Below are 17,279 nucleotides of genomic sequence, written 5' to 3' on the forward strand. Positions count from 1 at the left end.
TTGTATTTCTTTTAATAGAAGCGTATACTTATAATAGAAATAAAAAAGGAGGGACCGATATGAAACTTAAAAAATCTCCCCTACTCTTACTCATAATCACATTCATATTTGTAATTACAGGGCTCGTTTTTACATACTTCAAACATAATAAAACAATCCCATCAAAAAATAACGTGACGAAAAAAAATTGGTTAGATGATCCTTACTTACGTTGGTCGTACACACATATGAAAGAATTCACTTTAATTAACGAGGTAAATAATAACCCGGATCACGTTTCCCACTTCTCTACCGCATCACAAAACTTAGACGATTTTGCTGTGGAGCGGAGATTTGGAAATACAACTCCTCTAAAAAAACTTTTAGACGATAACAAAACGGATGCTTTTGTCGTTGTACATAATGGACAACTTGTTTATGAACGATATTTCAATGGATATAACGAGAGTGAACCTCATGGCATGGCGTCATTAGCAAAGGTTTTTACCGGTGCAATTATACAATCTCTCGCTGAAGAAAATCGTATTGACTTAGAAAAAACAGCTGACGCATATATAAAAGAATTAAAAAATACACCGTTCGGTAATGCCACACTTCAGCAATTAATGGACATGCAAGTTTCTGTAGAATACCCTACTCACGGATACGAACATCCAGCGTTAGAAAATCAAGATGCACAACTATATTTAGCGAGCAATATTTTACCTAGAGGTAAAAACTACGACGGTCCGATGAAAATTTATGGTATGTTACGAGAAGCAGAAGAAACTGCAACGCCTGGTTCCGATTTTTCTTACGATAACGGATCAGCCGAAACACTCGCTTGGGTTATTCGAACTATCACGGGTAAATCATTAGCTGAAAATGTTAGCGAGCGCATATGGTCTCAAATTGGTATGGAAGAAAATGCTTATTATGTCACCGATGAAACAAAAGTTGAACAAGCTAGCGCTGGTTTAAATGCAACTGCTAGAGATATGGCTAGATTCGGGCAATTACTATTAAACAACGGGGAATATAATGGAAAACAAATTCTCCCTTCTTCTATTACTAAAGATATAAAAAATGTCCAAGAAGGTGAACTTGCAGTTGGCCCTGGAGCTTCCATTTCTTATCATAATCAATGGTGGATTCCGCACAATGAACAAGGTGCTTTTGAAGTGTTAGGTAGTTACGGACAAACACTTTACATCGATCCGAAAGCAAATATGGTCATTGTCCACTTCTCTTCTAACGCTACGCCAAGTAATGAAATACATTCAGTCTACTCAAATATGTATATTGATATTGCACATCATTTAGAGAAGCTTCCACAGTAGTGGAAGCTTCTTCTTATTGGGGTATTTATTTTAATAAATCCCCTCATCACGATTATTCTTTTCTTATTCATACGTGAATTTTTTATTAGCAATCCAATAATTTGTCACGAAGAGTGTCAATAAGATCCAAATAATCGTTAGTAGTACATTGACCATTGCAGTTGCATTCACTCCCCCTGTGACTAACGTTTCCATTGCGTGTTTACTCATACTGGCTGGATTAACTTGATCTATTATTGGACTCAAACCGACGATTATTCTACAAGCTAAAAGAACAACAATTGAAATTAGTGCAATAATACCTTGACTGTGAAAAATAGCACTTATCATTGTTGTGAAAGATACGATAAAAAGAACCCAAATTAAATAAAATAGTAATCCAGTAATCATGTGCGAAAACGGAACAACAGTAAAAAGATAGTTTGTATATAGATAAGAGGTAAAGTATCCAATCATTACACTAAGCGCTACTATTACATAATTTGATACTATTTTCCCCACTATATATGAAGTAACCGTAACAGGTCTCGTTAAAATAAAGGCCAACATACCGTTAGCTTTATCTGTTTGAATAGCACCCATCATAGAAATCACTAGAATCATAAGTCCGAGCTGATCAAACTGAGACCCCAAAGTACTCGCTAATACTTCGCCTCCTTTTTGTGATGTCATACTTGGATCGATGGTAATTCCCTGCCCTCCACCTAATGCTCCTAAAATGGATGGTAAGTAATGCGTTACTATTGGCTGTGTTGCCCCTAAAAATATAAAAACAATTGGTAGCCAAATGATCTTAAAATCACGTAACATTTGAACACATTCTTTTTTTATCAATATCATTGAGTTATTCATTTTTGCACCACCAATTTCAAGAAAATTTCTTCTAAAGTATCGTTGTTTATTTCAAACTTAACGATGTCCACTTTATGTTCGAGTGCATTTTGCAGTAACATATTTTTATTTATTTTGATACTTTCAACCTTCACTTTGACTTTAAGTCCAATCACTTCTACATCCTTCACATAAGGCAAATTTTTTACAACGTCAATCCACTCTCGATCTTTAGCTGTAATTTCAATGATTAATTTATTTTCGCTATTACGTTGTAAAAGCTCAGTAATTGTTGTATCTTCTATCTTTGTTCCATCTTTAATCATGACAAATCGTTCACAGATTTCTTCTGCATCACTCAATATATGGGTTGATAATAAAATAGTCGTATCTTTTTTTATTTCTTCAATGAGATTTAATACTTCCCTTCTACCTATTGGATCTAATGCGGATACTGGCTCATCCATGACAATAAGCGCCGGTTTATGCAGTAATGCTTGTGCAATACCGAGTCTTTGTTTCATTCCACCAGAAAAGGTACTCACCTTCGAATCTTCTTCCCCACTTAATCCAACTTTCTCCAAAATTTTTGGTATCGACTTTGACAATGCTTCTTTTTTCATCCCTGAAAGTTGCCCCATAAACATAAGGGTTTCTCGCGCTGTCATCCAATGAAAAAAATTAGGGTATTGCGGTAAGTAGCCAATTTCCCTTTTCATTTTTGATATTTTTATCCCATTCAATAACACTTCACCCACATCTGGATTAATAATATCCGAAATCACTTTTATTAATGTAGATTTCCCCGCTCCATTTGGTCCGATTAACCCTACACATTCCCCTGATTGCAGTTCCATTGAGAAAGTATTGACAGCAATTTTCCCTTTAAATGATTTTGTTACATTTCTAATCTCTAATTTCATAATTTCTCACTGTCCTTTCTCCCTATAACAAAGTATAGAATAGGTCCCAATACGTTAACAAAAAGAATAATTAGCGCCCATACAAGTACATTTTTTCTTGTTTTTCTATGTCGGTATAAATCAATTAGTGCAATGAAAACTAAAAGTACCCCGACTGCAATAACTGGCAATATGATTGGGAGAAACGCCATAATATCCATGTCTTTAAGATCATTCCATCCATAATGTAGTTGCATTTTTATCATTCCTTCCTAAACTCATTATCATTATTGATAATAATAATGATAAATCAAGAGCAGATGCATTGCAAACATTATTCTCATTATTTATAATGAGAATAAATAATGAATAAGGTGATATATAGTGAGTAATAAAGTTGAAATCTTAATGCATCCAGTAAGAATGAAAATTTGCCAAGTATTAATGAGAAATAAAGAAGATGGACTAACACCATTAGAAATGGTAAAAATCATTAAAAATGTACCACAAGCAACTCTATATAGACATCTACAAACTATGGTTGATTCTGATATCGTCCATGTAATTAACGAAAAAAAGGTAAAATCTGTTTCTGAAAAATATTACGCAATCAATGAAGAAGATGCAAAAATTGAAGGAAGTGAGTGGAAAGGATTATGTGATGAGGAAAAGTTAAATTACATTTCCTATTACCAATTATCACTTATGACACAATATCAAAGTTACCTTAAAAAATTAGAGGAACAAAACAGTCAAGAAGATAATGCTACTTTTTCTGTAGTGGAATTAAAGCTAGATGAAGAACACTTTATGAACTTTCAAAACGAACTTAATGAATTAATGAATAAATACTACCATACCCAAAGTAAAGGTGACGAAAAAGAGGCTCCTGTTCGGACCGTCGCTATTACAATTATTCCAGAAACGTAAACTAACTCAATATAAATAATACAAGCCGATGTTTCCTATGTTAAGGAAACATCGGCTATTTTCATTTCAAAAATTGTTTAGCTTCTGTTTTAACTTCTGCTGTAAGGCTAGCGAAAAAACTGATCTAGAATTCGAATGTGCTTAAAGCCCCTGTCTTTCTTTTATTAAATGAATTCTTTTCTTTCTTTTCTCATGCTACTGTCATACCATCCACACTCTCTCCAAACACTTTTTAAAAAGAAGCATGGGTAAACTAATAAATATAAATTAGGAATCCACCAAGAAATATCGAAATCTAAACGGATTGTCCAAAATGCTAGAGCTTGTATTCCTGAACAAAAAGTTAAAATTAATGATAAGAACGCCAAGTGGCTCCAAATATGTTTTTGTTTAGAATGTAATTACATGAGCATCCCCCTGTTGTTCCCTCTTATTAAAGGAGGAACTATTATGGGATTTGGTGGTAGTTGCGATTTTGCTGAAGGTTTTACTTTATTAGTTGTATTGTTTATTTTGTTAATCATCGTTGGAGCTGCTTGCTTCTGCTAAAAAACTATAAGAAAAGACACTCTTATCATAGTGTCTTTTCTATTCTCTTTAAAGAATTTATATCGACCTCATAATTATTCCCATATGGTCTAAGCGCCGAAAGTTCTTCCTTTGGCCCATAAAATAATACTTTCAACTCATCATCTTTATACTGAACTACAAAGAAGTCATCAAATTGGTCAAATGTGTTTTGATTGATCGTGATAAACCCTTTTTCTTGGGCAGTTGTTTTAACACTTATTCTTCGTCCATCTTTAATGACATCATATCCATGCTGATTCGTCACTTTGGATAGCTCACCATTCGTATAAAGAACACAAAAAAATTCACCTAGACGACCTATAAGATGCCTTAATTCAGTCGCCTTACAACCAAGAACATTCATTTCAAATCGTAACATTTCAAAATATGCCTCATATAACTTTTTAATTTGTGAGATTCCTATTTTATCCTTATCCCCATAGACAAGAAGTTTCCCATTATCCCACTCACCTACAACAGATTCACAATCTGTCCCTTTAGGTTTGTGAAAAACTAATCCTGTATAAGGATAATTTTCACCTACATATCTAAAAGTTTTTTTATTTATATATATAAACAGATTTTTATTAACAGCTCTCCCTTTGTTATAACGGTTATAACAATAATCAGCAGGATTAATACTCCCCGGTTTCGTATTAAATTTTGCTATTAATCTGTCCTTTATCTCTGCAGATGTTACAGTATCGCCTATCTTTTCTTTAAGAGCCTCTATAAATTGCTCATAAATAGTCAATGTAATCCTCTCCTCATGTTTCTCAATAGTTTTAAGCCTAGTAGAACTTGCACTCTATAATTTGGCCTAATTGTAGAATAATATATTTAAAGTTCTTCATAAATTTTTATAACTTACTATATAAATTTTACATTTAATTAATTAAATTTCATAGACTATTAGAGTAAAATATAAATTGGAGAATTTTATTAAATGCTCAAAATAAAGATAATACTCCATTAAGAGCTCGTTTATTTAGGAAACGTGTCTTTTTTTTATTGGCTTTTTAAATAAGGTAAACGTGAAGAAGCATTATAAAAAGCAGGGCAATAATATTAAATTAACTTCCATTCGAAGGAGTTTAAGCCTTGCCTGAATGACTATAATGACTATTTGGTTGAGCAATCGATATGTTGTGCCGAAACGTCAATATATTAAAAAAAGGATCTCTCTTTATCAAGAGAGATCCTTTTTTTACTTCTTCTTCTTTTCTGTCGGTTGGCTTTGTTTAGCGAAATTAGATGAATCATCGAAATTCGGTTGCTTTTTACCAGCATTATTACTTCTACCTTTTCCCATATGTAATGCACCTCCTCTCGTCCTTACTATTCCCAATAAAAAAATCCTCTTGCATCCAAGGGGATTTTTTGTTGTGCTATTATTAATAATGCCCAACTATTACCGCAGTACTTCCAACACGGTCCTATCCTAACTTTTAACCATGGTGTTGATCGTGGCCATCAAGCCTATGATTATCTATCCGTCTTGGCGTTTTCCTTTAAACGATACCCTAGTCTTCGATCGCTTGATAGGTCGTGGTCCAGAAGTCTTGGATAAGATGCGATGGGGCCGGAGTGGACATCCCAACCTGGGTGAACAGAATTCCAATAAACTGTTTATCTGGATCAGCGTAAGCTGAAGTACCGGTTCCACCATCCCAGCCGAACTGACCAATAGACGCGTAGTCTCCAAGATAGGTACGCACCGCCATCCCAAAGCCCCAGCCACCTTGGATCCCTTGTCCGAACGACAAATGGACGTTATTTTTGGCCAAATCGTCTCGGTATACTTGTTGTTCCGGAGTAAGACGGTTGGTGGTCATCAGCTGGACTGCGGGCCTAGACAAGATCCGTTTAGTATCGTGCACCCCTTTATTCAAAAGCATCTGCAAATACGCGTGATAATCGTCGACGGTTCCAAGCAGTCCACCACCGCCTGCTTGGAATGCTGGAGGTTTGCTGTAACGTCCACCCGCCCCCTCATCCCACACGATGAATTCACCTGTCTGCGGATTGGGGTTGAAGGCTGGTGGAAGCCGATCAATCTTGAGCTGAGGTACGTAGAATCCAGTGTCCTTCATTCCTAGCGGATCGAATATGCGTTCGCGCAAGAACGACTCGAACGTCTGACCCGTGACCCTGGCAACAAGAACGCCGATTACTTCTATACTGATATGATACTGCCACCGCTCTCCGGGCTGATAGCTTAGCGGAAGTGCACCTAGGCGACGCATAAACTCATCTGGATCGGGCATATCCTGACCTGGCGTGTCGAATATCCCACTCTCGAAGAACGCGTTCATGATTGGAGAACCCATCAACGTGAGATCCACTCCGAGCCCGAATGTGGAGGTCAACAAGTCTCGTACAGTGATAGGACGTCGTGCTGGGACGGTCTCTTCTAGCGGGCCATCGGGCTGTTTCAACACTTGCCGGTCGGCGAGTTCCGGTAGCCATTTGTCTACTGGGTCGTCTAAATGCAGTTTGCACTCATCGAGCAGAACCATTACTGGTGAAACTGCGATTGGCTTGCTAGTGGACGCCAATCGAAAAATCGTGTCCCGACGCATTGGTGCACCACCATCATGCCTCATTGTTCCAAGCGCTTCGACATACGTCTCGCCGTTTCGGCTGACTAAGGCGACGAGCCCAGGAATCTTTCCAGAATCGACATGCCGCGCCAATATATTGCGCATTTTGCGCAATCCTGTTTCAGAAAAGCCCTTATTGTTTTGTCCCATTTTGTTCTCCTTTAGTTTAGATTGAGATTTCTAATACATATTGACAATCAATTATTAGTTCTTCAAATAGAAAAATTCCCCTTTTTAATAATTTCGACAAAATGCATTTATATACATGGAGGCACCATGCATCACTATCAACCTAAGATAGGCTACATTTATGGGGATTTAATAATGGGAAATGCAATCATTAATAACTTTGTTAATGGAACGTTTTGTTCATTAATAATTGTTCTCCACCATTCCCATGCAAGACCTGTACATTCTCTTGCTACAATTTTTATATTTTTTGAATTTGGTGGAAGAGGGATAACTGTAGAGTAATGAGCCGTTTTGTCTTTGCCACTACCTTCCCATGTTTTATGTGTTAATACTTCTTTCCCATTTTGATCAAATGTGAATTCATCCCAAGATACATCAAATTGAGCAACGTAAGCACCGTAATGATCAAGTGTCATTTTAGCACTTGAATATTCTGTAGTTGTCGTCTCGATATAATCTGTATTGTTATGAACAGCAGCAGTTGCATTATCTTTTAAGAAAGTGCTTGTATATGAAATTGGGTATGCTGGATTTTTAAAACTTAATTCAGCATTATCTTTAATGATATTTCGGATTTCATTGAAATCTTTTGTAACAACCTTGTTATGCTCTTTCGCATCTCCACCTAATACGACAGCAGTAAAGGTACTTTCTTCAAAAATATCTTTATACTGTCCACTCGTTTCGACGCTGTTATTCTTAAGTAAAGCTTTAAAAGCAGCTTGTACATCTTTACTCTTAGATGTGGTTTCTAATTTTACATAAACCGTTCTACCATAAGCTACATTTGAAACCATAACAGGTGGAGCTGAATTACTTACTCCTTTACGAGTTAGCTCATCAAAAGTAACACTATTATCAAACAAATCGGATGGATTGTTAGGTAGTTCAGCACTTACAGTATAAAATATTTGTTTATATGCCGCCACCATCACTTTTTTCTCTCCATTTGCAACTGCATTAAAATCAATGTTTAAACTGTTATTAAGATATTTCGCATTAACATTAAGAGCACTAGCGATTTGTGATTTACTATAAACCATAGATTCTGTATACTGCATTCTTGCAGGTAACGTATGTGTTGCGGAATACTTTTCATTCCAAGTAGATACTAAATCATCTACTGCTCCAGCCACATTACCATATGTCGGATTTTGGACAGTGATTGTATTTTCTTTTCTCATGCCAGGTAAATCTATACTAATATTCAAAGGCTTTCTCTTAGCAACTAATAAACTCGGTTGATTGTCTGCAAAGGCTTTATTGGCAAGTTGTACAGCTCCTGGATACGTGCGATTCGCTACAGAATCGATAATCGAAATATCGACTGGTGACGTTGTAAGTGATTTTTTCTCACGTTCCACCACTACAAATTTACCATTTGAATTGATACTTTCTTTCGGAACAAAACTCTCTACTTTATCGCCATTTACAGCTAAAACCTCTTGATTATTATATTTAAGGTTTGCTATACCAGTATTAATGCCATTAACATTTTTAGTTATGTCAGTTGCATTACCGGTTTGTGTTTCTGCAAAAGAAATAGACGAATAATGAATCGTGCATAGACTAACTAATAAACACGCAAGGAACTTTCTTCTTTTGGTATTTTTCTTATTATTCAGAAAAATCACCCCGTTCTTTTTTAGTAAGATATAATAATGATTGATATATGATAGCTAACTAATAACCTTACATAAACGCTTTTAAAAGTTCTTGAACTAAAGGAATTACTCCACCTAAAAATTTTAAAACTGCCATTGCGATTTCCATATTACTTCCTCCTCTTTGCTGTATTAAGATGTGTTGTATATTTATGCTTTCATTATAATAAGCTTTTGCATTTGCATCAATTCATTTTTATATGCAATATTTCATATTGAGGAAAAGCAATTTTTTCTGTCAGGGTGATGGTGGTACTACTCTTCTTGACAATATTTCAATCCCTCTAAAAATATCAGAATTTTCTAATTATAAAAGGTTATGAACGAATCAACCTCGAATAATTGTAATACATATAGGAGGTTGATCTATTTTGTTTCGTTCTTTTACAAATGGTTGCGTCGCCTTAGTGCAACGTTTCTTGCCAGAGCCGTTTATTTTATCATGTTTATTAACTGTTTTTGTTATTTTCTTCGGCATGTTTGCGACTCACCAAACACCTGTGGAAATGATTAATCACTGGGGTAATGGCATTTGGGGACTACTCGCCTTTTCTATGCAAATGGCACTTGTACTCGTGACAGGATCTGCTTTAGCAAACGCGCCTCTCATTAAAAAAGGATTAACGAAAGCGGCAAAACTACCGAAAACGAATGGACAAGGTATTATTGCTATTTCAATCGTAAGTTTACTAGGGGCATACATAAACTGGGGATTTGGTATTGTTGTATCTGTTTTATATGCAAAAGAAGTAGCACGGCAGCTTGAAGGGTTAGACTATAGACTAGCCATTGCCTCTTCTTACTCTGGATTTCTCATTTGGCATGCGGGGCTTTCTGCTTCTATTCCTCTTACGTTAGCAACAGGCGGCGAAACGTTAATTAAAACGACAGCTGGAAGTATTAAAGAAGCGATTCCAATAACAGAAACGTTATTCTCACCATACGCACTTGTACCAGTTATTATTTTTCTCGTTACGATGCCTCTCATTAATAAAGCGATGCATCCAGATGAAAAACATACGATAACGGTAGATCCTAGCGTATTCCATGAAGAAGCTGCCGCGCAAGAAGTAGGAAACAATACATTCGCCGAAAAAATGGAAAATAGCATCATTATTACACTTTGCGTTGGATTGTTAGGTCTCATTTATATTTTCAATTTTTTTTATACGAAAGGCTTTAACCTTACGCTAGACATCGTTATTTTTATGTTATTAATTGCTGGACTTATTTTCCACCGTACTCCGATTCAATATATTCGCGCTTTTTCAGATTCTACAAAAAGTGCTTCTGGCATTTTACTTCAATTTCCGTTTTACGCAGGAATTATGGGGATGATGATTGGAGCGAATAGTGAAGGACTTTCACTTGGAGGGGCTATTTCGAATTACTTTATTAGCATTTCAAACGAAACGACTTTCCCACTCTTTACTTTTTTAAGTGCTGGCATCGTTAATATTTTCGTTCCATCTGGTGGCGGCCAATGGGCTGTGCAAGCACCTATTATGATTCCAGCTGGTGCTGAACTTGGTGTACCTGCAGCAAAAACAGCAATGGCAATTGCGTGGGGCGATGCTTGGACGAATTTAATTCAACCATTCTGGGCATTACCGGCATTAGCGATAGCTGGTTTAGGTGCTCGTGATATTATGGGATTTTGCGTTGTGAACTTACTATATGCAGGATTCATCATTAGTCTATGTTTCTTATTTATTTAAACGAAAAGCTAGTTTTATGCTAGCTTTTTTACATAATAAATCACTTATTTCCCGTGCAATTTATCACGGTCTCCCACTCTATCTCCGTAAGATATAACGCCTCAAATGCAAAAAAATCTTCACATACTTTTTCAATTAAATGTGGATTTTTCTTAAGGAACTTCCACTGTAACGCTTTAGGAAGAAAATATGTTTCATATTCTTTACTTCCTCTTACCACCTCATCAACTTCTCTTTCACAAATCCCTCTTATTAGATAATCATTTCTTAATTGAATCGTCATTTGTTGAAATGTTTCGCTACATTTTTTCAATTGAAGTAAACATGTAATATACGTTCGCAAAAGTTCGTTATCATACCCACAACAGTTTAGAATACGATCGATTTCATTCATAATGTACGAGCCTTTTCTTCTATTTGTAATAACCACTTTTCCCGCTTCTCTTGTTTACTCGTTTTCACAGATTGAAAAACTGACCGTTTTATATCGCGAATGCCGCAAAAACGTAAAACGCCTCTCTTCATCATAATCCAATCTGCTGATCGATATAATAACGCGACGTACCATAATGGCGAGTCTAACGTATTAATTACCCATGCCTTCTTCCCTTTCAATAAACCTTTCGGCAGAGCTCCTTCATATTTATAAGCAAAACCAGCAACGAAAATGCGATCAATAAACCCTTTTAAAATAGCAGGCATCCCCCACCACCATATCGGATATATAAAGAGAAGCGTATCCGCTTCTTTTACTAACGTTCTGTACCGGGCTGTTTCTTCTTCATTTACTAAATCACGTCTTTTCTTCTCCTCATTAAATACAAGGACTGGATCAAATTGTTCTTTATATAAATCAAGTACCGTAACCGAATGATCTGTTTCTTGTAATCCTTTTTGCACATGCTTTAATATCCCCGCATTAAAACTGGAAGGACTAGGATGAGCGTATACAATTAGTACATTCACTACAAAACAACTCCCTCTATAAGTTAAAGTTTCCCCTTCTTTAACATCTTCTCTACAATTTGCACGTTTTTCGAACTTTGCAATAAACGATTTAATACTGTGAGTAACTCTTCCTTTTCTAAATCTTTCAGTTTCTCTTTCACCGTACTTTCACCAGCACTTTGAATATCATAAACAACTGCCGCCATATGCTTACAATAGTTTTCATATGGACATTCACAGCTACTTTCCGAAAAATCCTCCAGTTCAATCACTACTTCATAATTCCCTGCATTACCAGTCACAAACGCAAATACTTTATTATTATGTATTTCAACATCTTCTACATGTCCTTCTTCATAATATTCATACCCTCTATCAATAATGTGTTTTGGAATATACCTATATAAATCTTTTAATAAATAAGCGTACATAACAACACCTCTTCCTTTAATTCCCTTTTGACTTCCACAACCCCTGCATGTTATTCTAATAACTGTCAAATAGCAAGTCTATATGACAAAATGACTGACACCTATTCGGCGGAGGTGTCTCTTTTCATTTGCAGCCGATACGAAGTGCCTCTTTCAGGCACATTCAATCTTTGACACTACACACTCAACACCATTCCCTTGTATCAGGCTGCTCAAGCAGTCTTTTACTCTACATACTTCAAAAAAAGAGAGCTTAGCTCCCTTTTCCCGCCTTATAAAATACCCCTTTTTCAGTATAGAGATATTCATCAGCTAATGTAATTTTCCCATCCAGTTTCAGTTCATCTAATAGTCTTGATAAATAAAATTGATGTAACATCTTTTTCGTGAATTTTCCTTCATGATGCGAAACGATATGTTCTTGAATATCTAACAATGATATTGGCTTATCTTGCTCTATCATATATTCATAAACTGTACTACGCAGTTTTACGTATTTTTCGAGTGTCACAGTACTTCGCAACCCCTTTCTTCTTAATATAAATTTTCGTAATCGGTTTTTTTGCAACAAAAAAACCTCTCCGATAAGAAGAAGTTACGTATATATCTTCGTCTTATCTCCCAGAACAAATATGTTCTGCTGGAATTAGCACCTGCATCGCGGTTGCTGGGTTTCATCGGGCCAGTCCCTCCACCTCTCTGGATAAGAAAATATTCACTTAATTCTTACTATACGTAATTTCATTCTAATTGTCAAACAAATATAACAAATTATATTTTGTTCCTTACTGTTCATACTATACATATATGAATATGCAAGGAGGATTATGAAATGCACGAAAATGCTCGCGGATATGTCCAAAATTCTTTTCAATCATTACAAGAAGCAAAACATTGTTTAGAAGAAGCGCTACAGACTGTTGAAAAAGATTTTAATCGCGCTCGTATTGAACAATCCCTTTATGCGATCGAACAAGCTATTCAACGCTGCGATTACACGGTTCATATTTTAGAACAAGATTGAAAAAACTTCCCATCATAAGGTGGGAAGCTTTTTCAAATGGCATACTTCATAATTATTGCCGTTATAATTAAAAAATATACAGAATTAACAATTTCTAAAACCCCTACTTTTATAATAGAAATTTTTTTGCCATACAATATAATTGCTCGAATGACACTCGGTATAAAAATAAGAGAACACAACGGATTGATAGCAAAGACAATGACTGTTAATACAATATGATACCCCCATGATATAAGACGATACTTCGGGTTATTTTTCTCGCGAATCATCGTTTTTACATAAAACGTACTTCCTAAAAAATATAAAAATGAAATAAGCGCAATAAATAGTGCTGTTTTATCTATCAGTTTCATTGAAAAATAATAACTAACTAAACCACCAATACAGAAAACAATAATTGCACTAATGTCATTTAGTAACGCTCTTTCATTCTTTTGACGGGCGTAATACATATTTACTATAAATAATGGAATCATTACTGCTATGAATAAAAGAATGCGCCATTCATATAATAGAGAAATCATCCCAAATACGAACGCGATGATAAAATATACAATTGCAGCATGTAAAAACTCTTTTTTTCGTTTTTGCTTTATGTACGTAAGAAATGGATACGTAGCTAAATAGATAAAGAACCAAGCTAAAAACAATGGAATATGATACATAGTAGGTTTCCCAAGTATGACACTTAATAGAAATGGTATAACGAGCATGGCCCATGCACCATGTTGCTTCGGAATAACTAACTTCATTAACTATACACCTCCCTTTTGAAAATAGTTCTCACCTACTATTATACAAATAAATTTATATAATAACGGATATATATTGAATCTATTTTTTGACAATAAAAAATGCTCCTTACAATATGTAAGAAGCATGAAAGAGGCAAACGAATATGTAAGTCGCGACCCTACCTTATATGAGTATGCTTTTCTATGCCATGTTATGCTTATCTAATATGCCATATTTCTTTTTAAATCTTGTAAGAATCGTAATCCAGGACGTACTAAATAATAGTAAGAAAACAACATTCGAAATCGCATGGCTCAAATCGAAATAAAAACTTGCGATATAATACGAAATGACAGCTTCCCACGTTGCCTCACGTATAAAACCGAGAAGCCCCCATAAGTTCATAATCCAGCCAAATAAAAATCCAACAAACAATCCGTATAGAAGTCTTCCCCATAGCTTTCGCATTAAAAATGTATTACGTAATAATCCAGCTATAAAACCAATCATACCCCATGAAAACATTTGCCACGGCGTCCACGGACCTTGTCCTAAAAAGATGTTAGATACGATAGCCGCTGTTGCACCGATCATAAAACCAGTTTCACTCCCAAACACAATTGCAGAAACGATAATGACAAATGAAGTCGGTTGTACACTTGGCAATATCGAAAATGGTACGCGGCTAACTGCTGCAATTGCCGCTAACACAGCAACGAGCACAATTTCACGTGAAACAAAAGCCTTTCTTTCAAAGCGGATATAAAACGGTAACATAATAACAACTAATAAAAACAAACTACTTAACATGTAATAACCGTCCATGATAAGTGTAGTAAAGAGTAATGTGCCTATTATTACTGCAAAAATACATATTATGAATGCAACATATCGTTTGGACACGCTTCGTACACATCCTCCCAAGTTAATGCATATGGCAACTCTTTTCGAATGAATCGATTGATAGATGTTGTATAAAAGAAGTTTCCACTAAAAAATTCTTTCGGTGCATCATTCATAATGACTGCTCCGTCAAATAACATCATACATTGATCAACGTATTTCGCTGCAAACTCAATATCATGCGTTGCCATTACAATTGTTGTACCTTCTTTTTGCAGCTTTCTAAATAGCTCTCCTACTCTTTCTTTTTTCCACGGATCTAATCCCTTTGTCGGTTCATCAAGTAACAATAAAGTCGGCTTTGATAATAACGTTGTACATAACGCAAGTAGTTGTTGCTCTCCCCCGCTACAATCATGCGGATGGCGTTCTTTAAGCGAATACAACCAAAACTTCTTCAACATATCTTCTGCTATTTCTTTTCCTTGTTTTCCGTATAACTCTCGTGCACGTTCATACACTTCTTCCCACACTGTATCAAATGTAAAATGATAATACGGATGCTGCGATACATACCCGATCCTTTTAAATCGTTCTTTCGAATCAATTTTATGTATCACTTTCCCATTCCACTTTACTTTCCCTCTTCTCGCTTTTTGTAATCCAGCTAAAATCGTTAACAGTGTAGACTTACCTGTACCATTTTTTCCAACGAGAGCTACCCATTTTCCTTTTTCAATCGATACGGTTAAGTCTCGTAAAATAAGTGGACTATTTTTTTCATATTGGAACGAAATATGCTCTGCACTTAAAATGACTTCTCGCTTTTCACTTTGTGCTATTGGCTCATTCACATATGATATCGCTGAAAAATGATTCAGTTTCATTTGCGCTTCTCGCACTGTAAACGGAATATCTTCCGCATTCCATTCTAAAAACAATCTTGGAATTTGCGGAATAAATGGACGGAATTTTTCTACTTCCCACATGTTCGCGATAACCGTTTTAGGATTTCCATCATACACGATTTGACCATTATTCATACAAATAACGCGCGTAGCAAGTGGGATCACTTCATCTAAACGATGTTCACTTAACACAATCGTAATACCAAGTTCTTCGTTAATACGTTTTAACAATCCTAAAAACTCTTTCGCAGCAATGGGATCTAACTGCGCCGTCGGTTCATCTAATAATAATAGTTTTGGCTGCATAACTAGTACCGCAGCCAAATTGACAAGTTGTTTTTGTCCACCAGATAACGTATGAACAGATTGATGCAATAAATCTTGAAATCCTAAGAAGCTAATAAGCTCTGCTATTCGTTTTTGAATAATCTGTGATGGTAACCCGATATTTTCTAAAGAAAATGCTAATTCTTGAATGACCGTATCCATTACGAGCTGATTTTCTGGATTTTGAAATACCATACCAATTTCTTGTGCAGATAATAAATCAGGTACTTCCTCTAATAAAACGTCATCATAAAAAATTTCTCCTGAACGTGTACCGATTGGAAGTAATTCCTTTTTAAAATGTTTCAATAAAGTCGTCTTTCCAGAGCCTGACCCTCCAGCAAGTGCAATAAACTCTCCTTTTTGAATAGAAAGAGAAATATGCTGTAACGCATATTCGTTTTCATCAGCATATACAAATGATAAATTGTTTATTTCTGCATGCGCCACCATATCCATTCCTTTCCTTCCATTATAATTGGTAGACTAATAAACATCATAAATACTCCGAACATCACTCCATCGTATTGCTGAAATAGAATAGATTCGACTCTCGGATAAATGATTAGCTTTCCCCCGCCATACGTATTACATATAATAGCAATGATAAGTAGAATACTTAAATAACTGAGCGTATACCAATCTCGTCTTTCCATTCTATACCGAATATATGTCGTACGCTTCGTTACACCAAATCCACGGGCTTGCATAGAATCTGCTGTTTGCAGCGCATCTTCTAATGAACAAATTAATAATACTTGCAGCAATTGCATACCATTTTTCACCCGTTCTACAATGGAACCTGCGTCTACTTGTACACCTTTCGTTTTTTGAACGAGTGTTATTTTCTGTAATCGCCTCATAAACAAAGGAACAAACCTCACCGTAATCATCGTTAACAATGCTACTTTCGGTGAAATTCTAGAAAACAAATATAAAAATTTATGACTCGAAATAATATCATTATACGAAGCAAACGTAAACATAATCGCAACTAATAATAATCCCATTACTACTCCAAACATAATCGCCTCAAGCTTAATACGGCTATCACCTAACCAAAATAACGTAGTTCGCCCTCTATGTGTTAATAACGAATTAAATAAAATGACCATAAAAAAGAAAACGATTGTGCTCGGTAACATCTTTCTTATCTTTTCACTATTCCCTTGCATTATATTGATTATGACGATTAATAGTATTGCTCCAATTAAAAAAAGAGGATGAAGACACATCATACATAGTGTCATCACCCCGATATAATAGAAAAAATTCACAAAAGGATGTAAAGAAGAAAAACTTATTTTCATAGTCCTTTACCGAATGCCTTT

Annotated in this window: 19 protein-coding genes, 1 pseudogene and 1 riboswitch; of the genes and pseudogenes, 5 read left to right on the forward strand and 15 right to left on the reverse strand. The window is 35.6% G+C overall.

Going from position 1 to position 17,279, the window contains the following annotated elements:
• Positions 1 to 59 precede the first annotated feature (59 nt).
• Positions 60 to 1,319, forward strand: coding sequence for a serine hydrolase domain-containing protein (locus tag JDS99_RS21610; RefSeq protein ID WP_199695687.1), 1,260 nt, complete (start codon positions 60 to 62; stop codon positions 1,317 to 1,319).
• Positions 1,320 to 1,382: 63 nt separating this feature from the next.
• On the opposite strand, the gene JDS99_RS21615 is transcribed toward JDS99_RS21610, so the two are convergent.
• From JDS99_RS21615 to JDS99_RS21625, 3 genes are read right to left on the reverse strand one after another with little or no spacing between them, the layout of a single operon-like run.
• Positions 1,383 to 2,171: an ABC transporter permease subunit gene (locus JDS99_RS21615; protein WP_088064016.1), complete on the reverse strand. Its 789-nt coding sequence runs from the start codon at positions 2,169 to 2,171 to the stop codon at positions 1,383 to 1,385.
• The gene (locus JDS99_RS21620) at positions 2,168 to 3,073 is read right to left on the reverse strand and encodes an ABC transporter ATP-binding protein (protein ID WP_199695688.1); all 906 of its coding nucleotides are present in this window, start codon (positions 3,071 to 3,073) and stop codon (positions 2,168 to 2,170) included. The genes JDS99_RS21615 and JDS99_RS21620 overlap by 4 nt, the downstream gene beginning before the upstream one ends.
• On the reverse strand, positions 3,070 to 3,309 hold the full coding sequence (locus JDS99_RS21625) for a PLD nuclease N-terminal domain-containing protein (RefSeq protein WP_087984180.1): 240 nt from the start codon (positions 3,307 to 3,309) through the stop codon (positions 3,070 to 3,072). Before JDS99_RS21625 ends, JDS99_RS21620 begins: the two co-directional genes overlap by 4 nt.
• 127 nt (positions 3,310 to 3,436) lie before the next feature.
• Here JDS99_RS21625 and JDS99_RS21630 point away from each other — a divergent pair, with 127 nt between their 5' ends.
• Complete coding sequence (locus JDS99_RS21630; RefSeq protein ID WP_088064018.1) at positions 3,437 to 3,982, forward strand: transcriptional regulator; 546 nt, start codon at positions 3,437 to 3,439, stop codon at positions 3,980 to 3,982.
• A 164-nt stretch (positions 3,983 to 4,146) separates the two neighbouring features.
• Here JDS99_RS21630 and JDS99_RS21635 read toward each other — a convergent pair.
• Positions 4,147 to 4,383, reverse strand: a pseudogene (locus JDS99_RS21635) (DUF5360 family protein); the annotation flags it as partial.
• Between the two features lie 49 nt (positions 4,384 to 4,432).
• Between JDS99_RS21635 and JDS99_RS21640 the strand changes: the two are divergent.
• A complete protein-coding gene (locus JDS99_RS21640) occupies positions 4,433 to 4,531 on the forward strand; it encodes a YjcZ family sporulation protein (protein ID WP_088064019.1) in 99 nt (32 codons plus the stop codon).
• Between the two features lie 25 nt (positions 4,532 to 4,556).
• Here the strand turns inward: JDS99_RS21640 and JDS99_RS21645 are convergent, their stop codons facing one another.
• From JDS99_RS21645 to alo, 3 genes are all read right to left on the reverse strand, one after another.
• Positions 4,557 to 5,306 (reverse strand): DUF7225 domain-containing protein, encoded by a 750-nt coding sequence (locus tag JDS99_RS21645; RefSeq protein WP_199695689.1) that lies wholly within the window; start codon positions 5,304 to 5,306, stop codon positions 4,557 to 4,559.
• Between the two features lie 769 nt (positions 5,307 to 6,075).
• Positions 6,076 to 7,305, reverse strand: a complete 1,230-nt coding sequence (locus JDS99_RS21650) for a serine hydrolase domain-containing protein (protein WP_199695690.1) — start codon at positions 7,303 to 7,305, stop codon at positions 6,076 to 6,078.
• A 158-nt stretch (positions 7,306 to 7,463) separates the two neighbouring features.
• The gene (gene alo, locus JDS99_RS21655; protein WP_199695691.1) at positions 7,464 to 8,981 is read right to left on the reverse strand and encodes an anthrolysin O/cereolysin O family cholesterol-dependent cytolysin Alo; all 1,518 of its coding nucleotides are present in this window, start codon (positions 8,979 to 8,981) and stop codon (positions 7,464 to 7,466) included.
• A gap of 401 nt (positions 8,982 to 9,382) precedes the next feature.
• On the opposite strand from alo, the gene JDS99_RS21660 reads away from it, so the two are divergent.
• On the forward strand, positions 9,383 to 10,729 hold the full coding sequence (locus JDS99_RS21660) for a short-chain fatty acid transporter (RefSeq protein ID WP_199695692.1): 1,347 nt from the start codon (positions 9,383 to 9,385) through the stop codon (positions 10,727 to 10,729).
• A gap of 40 nt (positions 10,730 to 10,769) precedes the next feature.
• On the opposite strand, the gene JDS99_RS21665 is transcribed toward JDS99_RS21660, so the two are convergent.
• From JDS99_RS21665 to JDS99_RS21680, 4 genes are all read right to left on the reverse strand, one after another.
• On the reverse strand, positions 10,770 to 11,123 hold the full coding sequence (locus JDS99_RS21665) for a group-specific protein (protein ID WP_199695693.1): 354 nt from the start codon (positions 11,121 to 11,123) through the stop codon (positions 10,770 to 10,772).
• Complete coding sequence (locus JDS99_RS21670; RefSeq protein WP_199695694.1) at positions 11,120 to 11,695, reverse strand: NAD(P)H-dependent oxidoreductase; 576 nt, start codon at positions 11,693 to 11,695, stop codon at positions 11,120 to 11,122. The genes JDS99_RS21665 and JDS99_RS21670 overlap by 4 nt, the downstream gene beginning before the upstream one ends.
• A gap of 23 nt (positions 11,696 to 11,718) precedes the next feature.
• Complete coding sequence (locus tag JDS99_RS21675; protein WP_088122670.1) at positions 11,719 to 12,108, reverse strand: SWIM zinc finger family protein; 390 nt, start codon at positions 12,106 to 12,108, stop codon at positions 11,719 to 11,721.
• A gap of 253 nt (positions 12,109 to 12,361) precedes the next feature.
• Positions 12,362 to 12,679: a hypothetical protein gene (locus JDS99_RS21680; protein WP_002096439.1), complete on the reverse strand. Its 318-nt coding sequence runs from the start codon at positions 12,677 to 12,679 to the stop codon at positions 12,362 to 12,364.
• Positions 12,680 to 12,719: 40 nt separating this feature from the next.
• A riboswitch (SAM riboswitch) is annotated at positions 12,720 to 12,818 on the reverse strand.
• Between the two features lie 122 nt (positions 12,819 to 12,940).
• Between JDS99_RS21680 and JDS99_RS21685 the strand changes: the two genes are divergently transcribed.
• Positions 12,941 to 13,132, forward strand: a complete 192-nt coding sequence (locus JDS99_RS21685) for a hypothetical protein (protein WP_000545003.1) — start codon at positions 12,941 to 12,943, stop codon at positions 13,130 to 13,132.
• 32 nt (positions 13,133 to 13,164) lie between these two features.
• Here JDS99_RS21685 and JDS99_RS21690 read toward each other — a convergent pair whose 3' ends face one another.
• The 4 genes from JDS99_RS21690 to JDS99_RS21705 form a co-directional block, all read right to left on the reverse strand.
• A complete protein-coding gene (locus JDS99_RS21690; RefSeq protein WP_088122671.1) occupies positions 13,165 to 13,887 on the reverse strand; it encodes a YwiC-like family protein in 723 nt (240 codons plus the stop codon).
• Positions 13,888 to 14,071: 184 nt separating this feature from the next.
• Complete coding sequence (locus JDS99_RS21695) at positions 14,072 to 14,773, reverse strand: ECF transporter S component (protein WP_060487721.1); 702 nt, start codon at positions 14,771 to 14,773, stop codon at positions 14,072 to 14,074.
• Positions 14,746 to 16,407 carry an ABC transporter ATP-binding protein gene (locus JDS99_RS21700; protein ID WP_199695695.1) on the reverse strand — a complete coding sequence of 554 codons (1,662 nt, stop codon included), beginning with the start codon at positions 16,405 to 16,407 and terminating at the stop codon, positions 14,746 to 14,748. The genes JDS99_RS21695 and JDS99_RS21700 overlap by 28 nt, the downstream gene beginning before the upstream one ends.
• Positions 16,380 to 17,258 (reverse strand): energy-coupling factor transporter transmembrane component T, encoded by an 879-nt coding sequence (locus JDS99_RS21705; protein ID WP_199695696.1) that lies wholly within the window; start codon positions 17,256 to 17,258, stop codon positions 16,380 to 16,382. The genes JDS99_RS21700 and JDS99_RS21705 overlap by 28 nt, the downstream gene beginning before the upstream one ends.
• Between the last annotated feature and the right edge of the window lie 21 nt (positions 17,259 to 17,279).

Origin of the sequence: Bacillus cereus group sp. N6, from assembly GCF_016483705.1 — a bacterium.
GTDB lineage: Bacteria > Bacillota > Bacilli > Bacillales > Bacillaceae_G > Bacillus_A > Bacillus_A wiedmannii.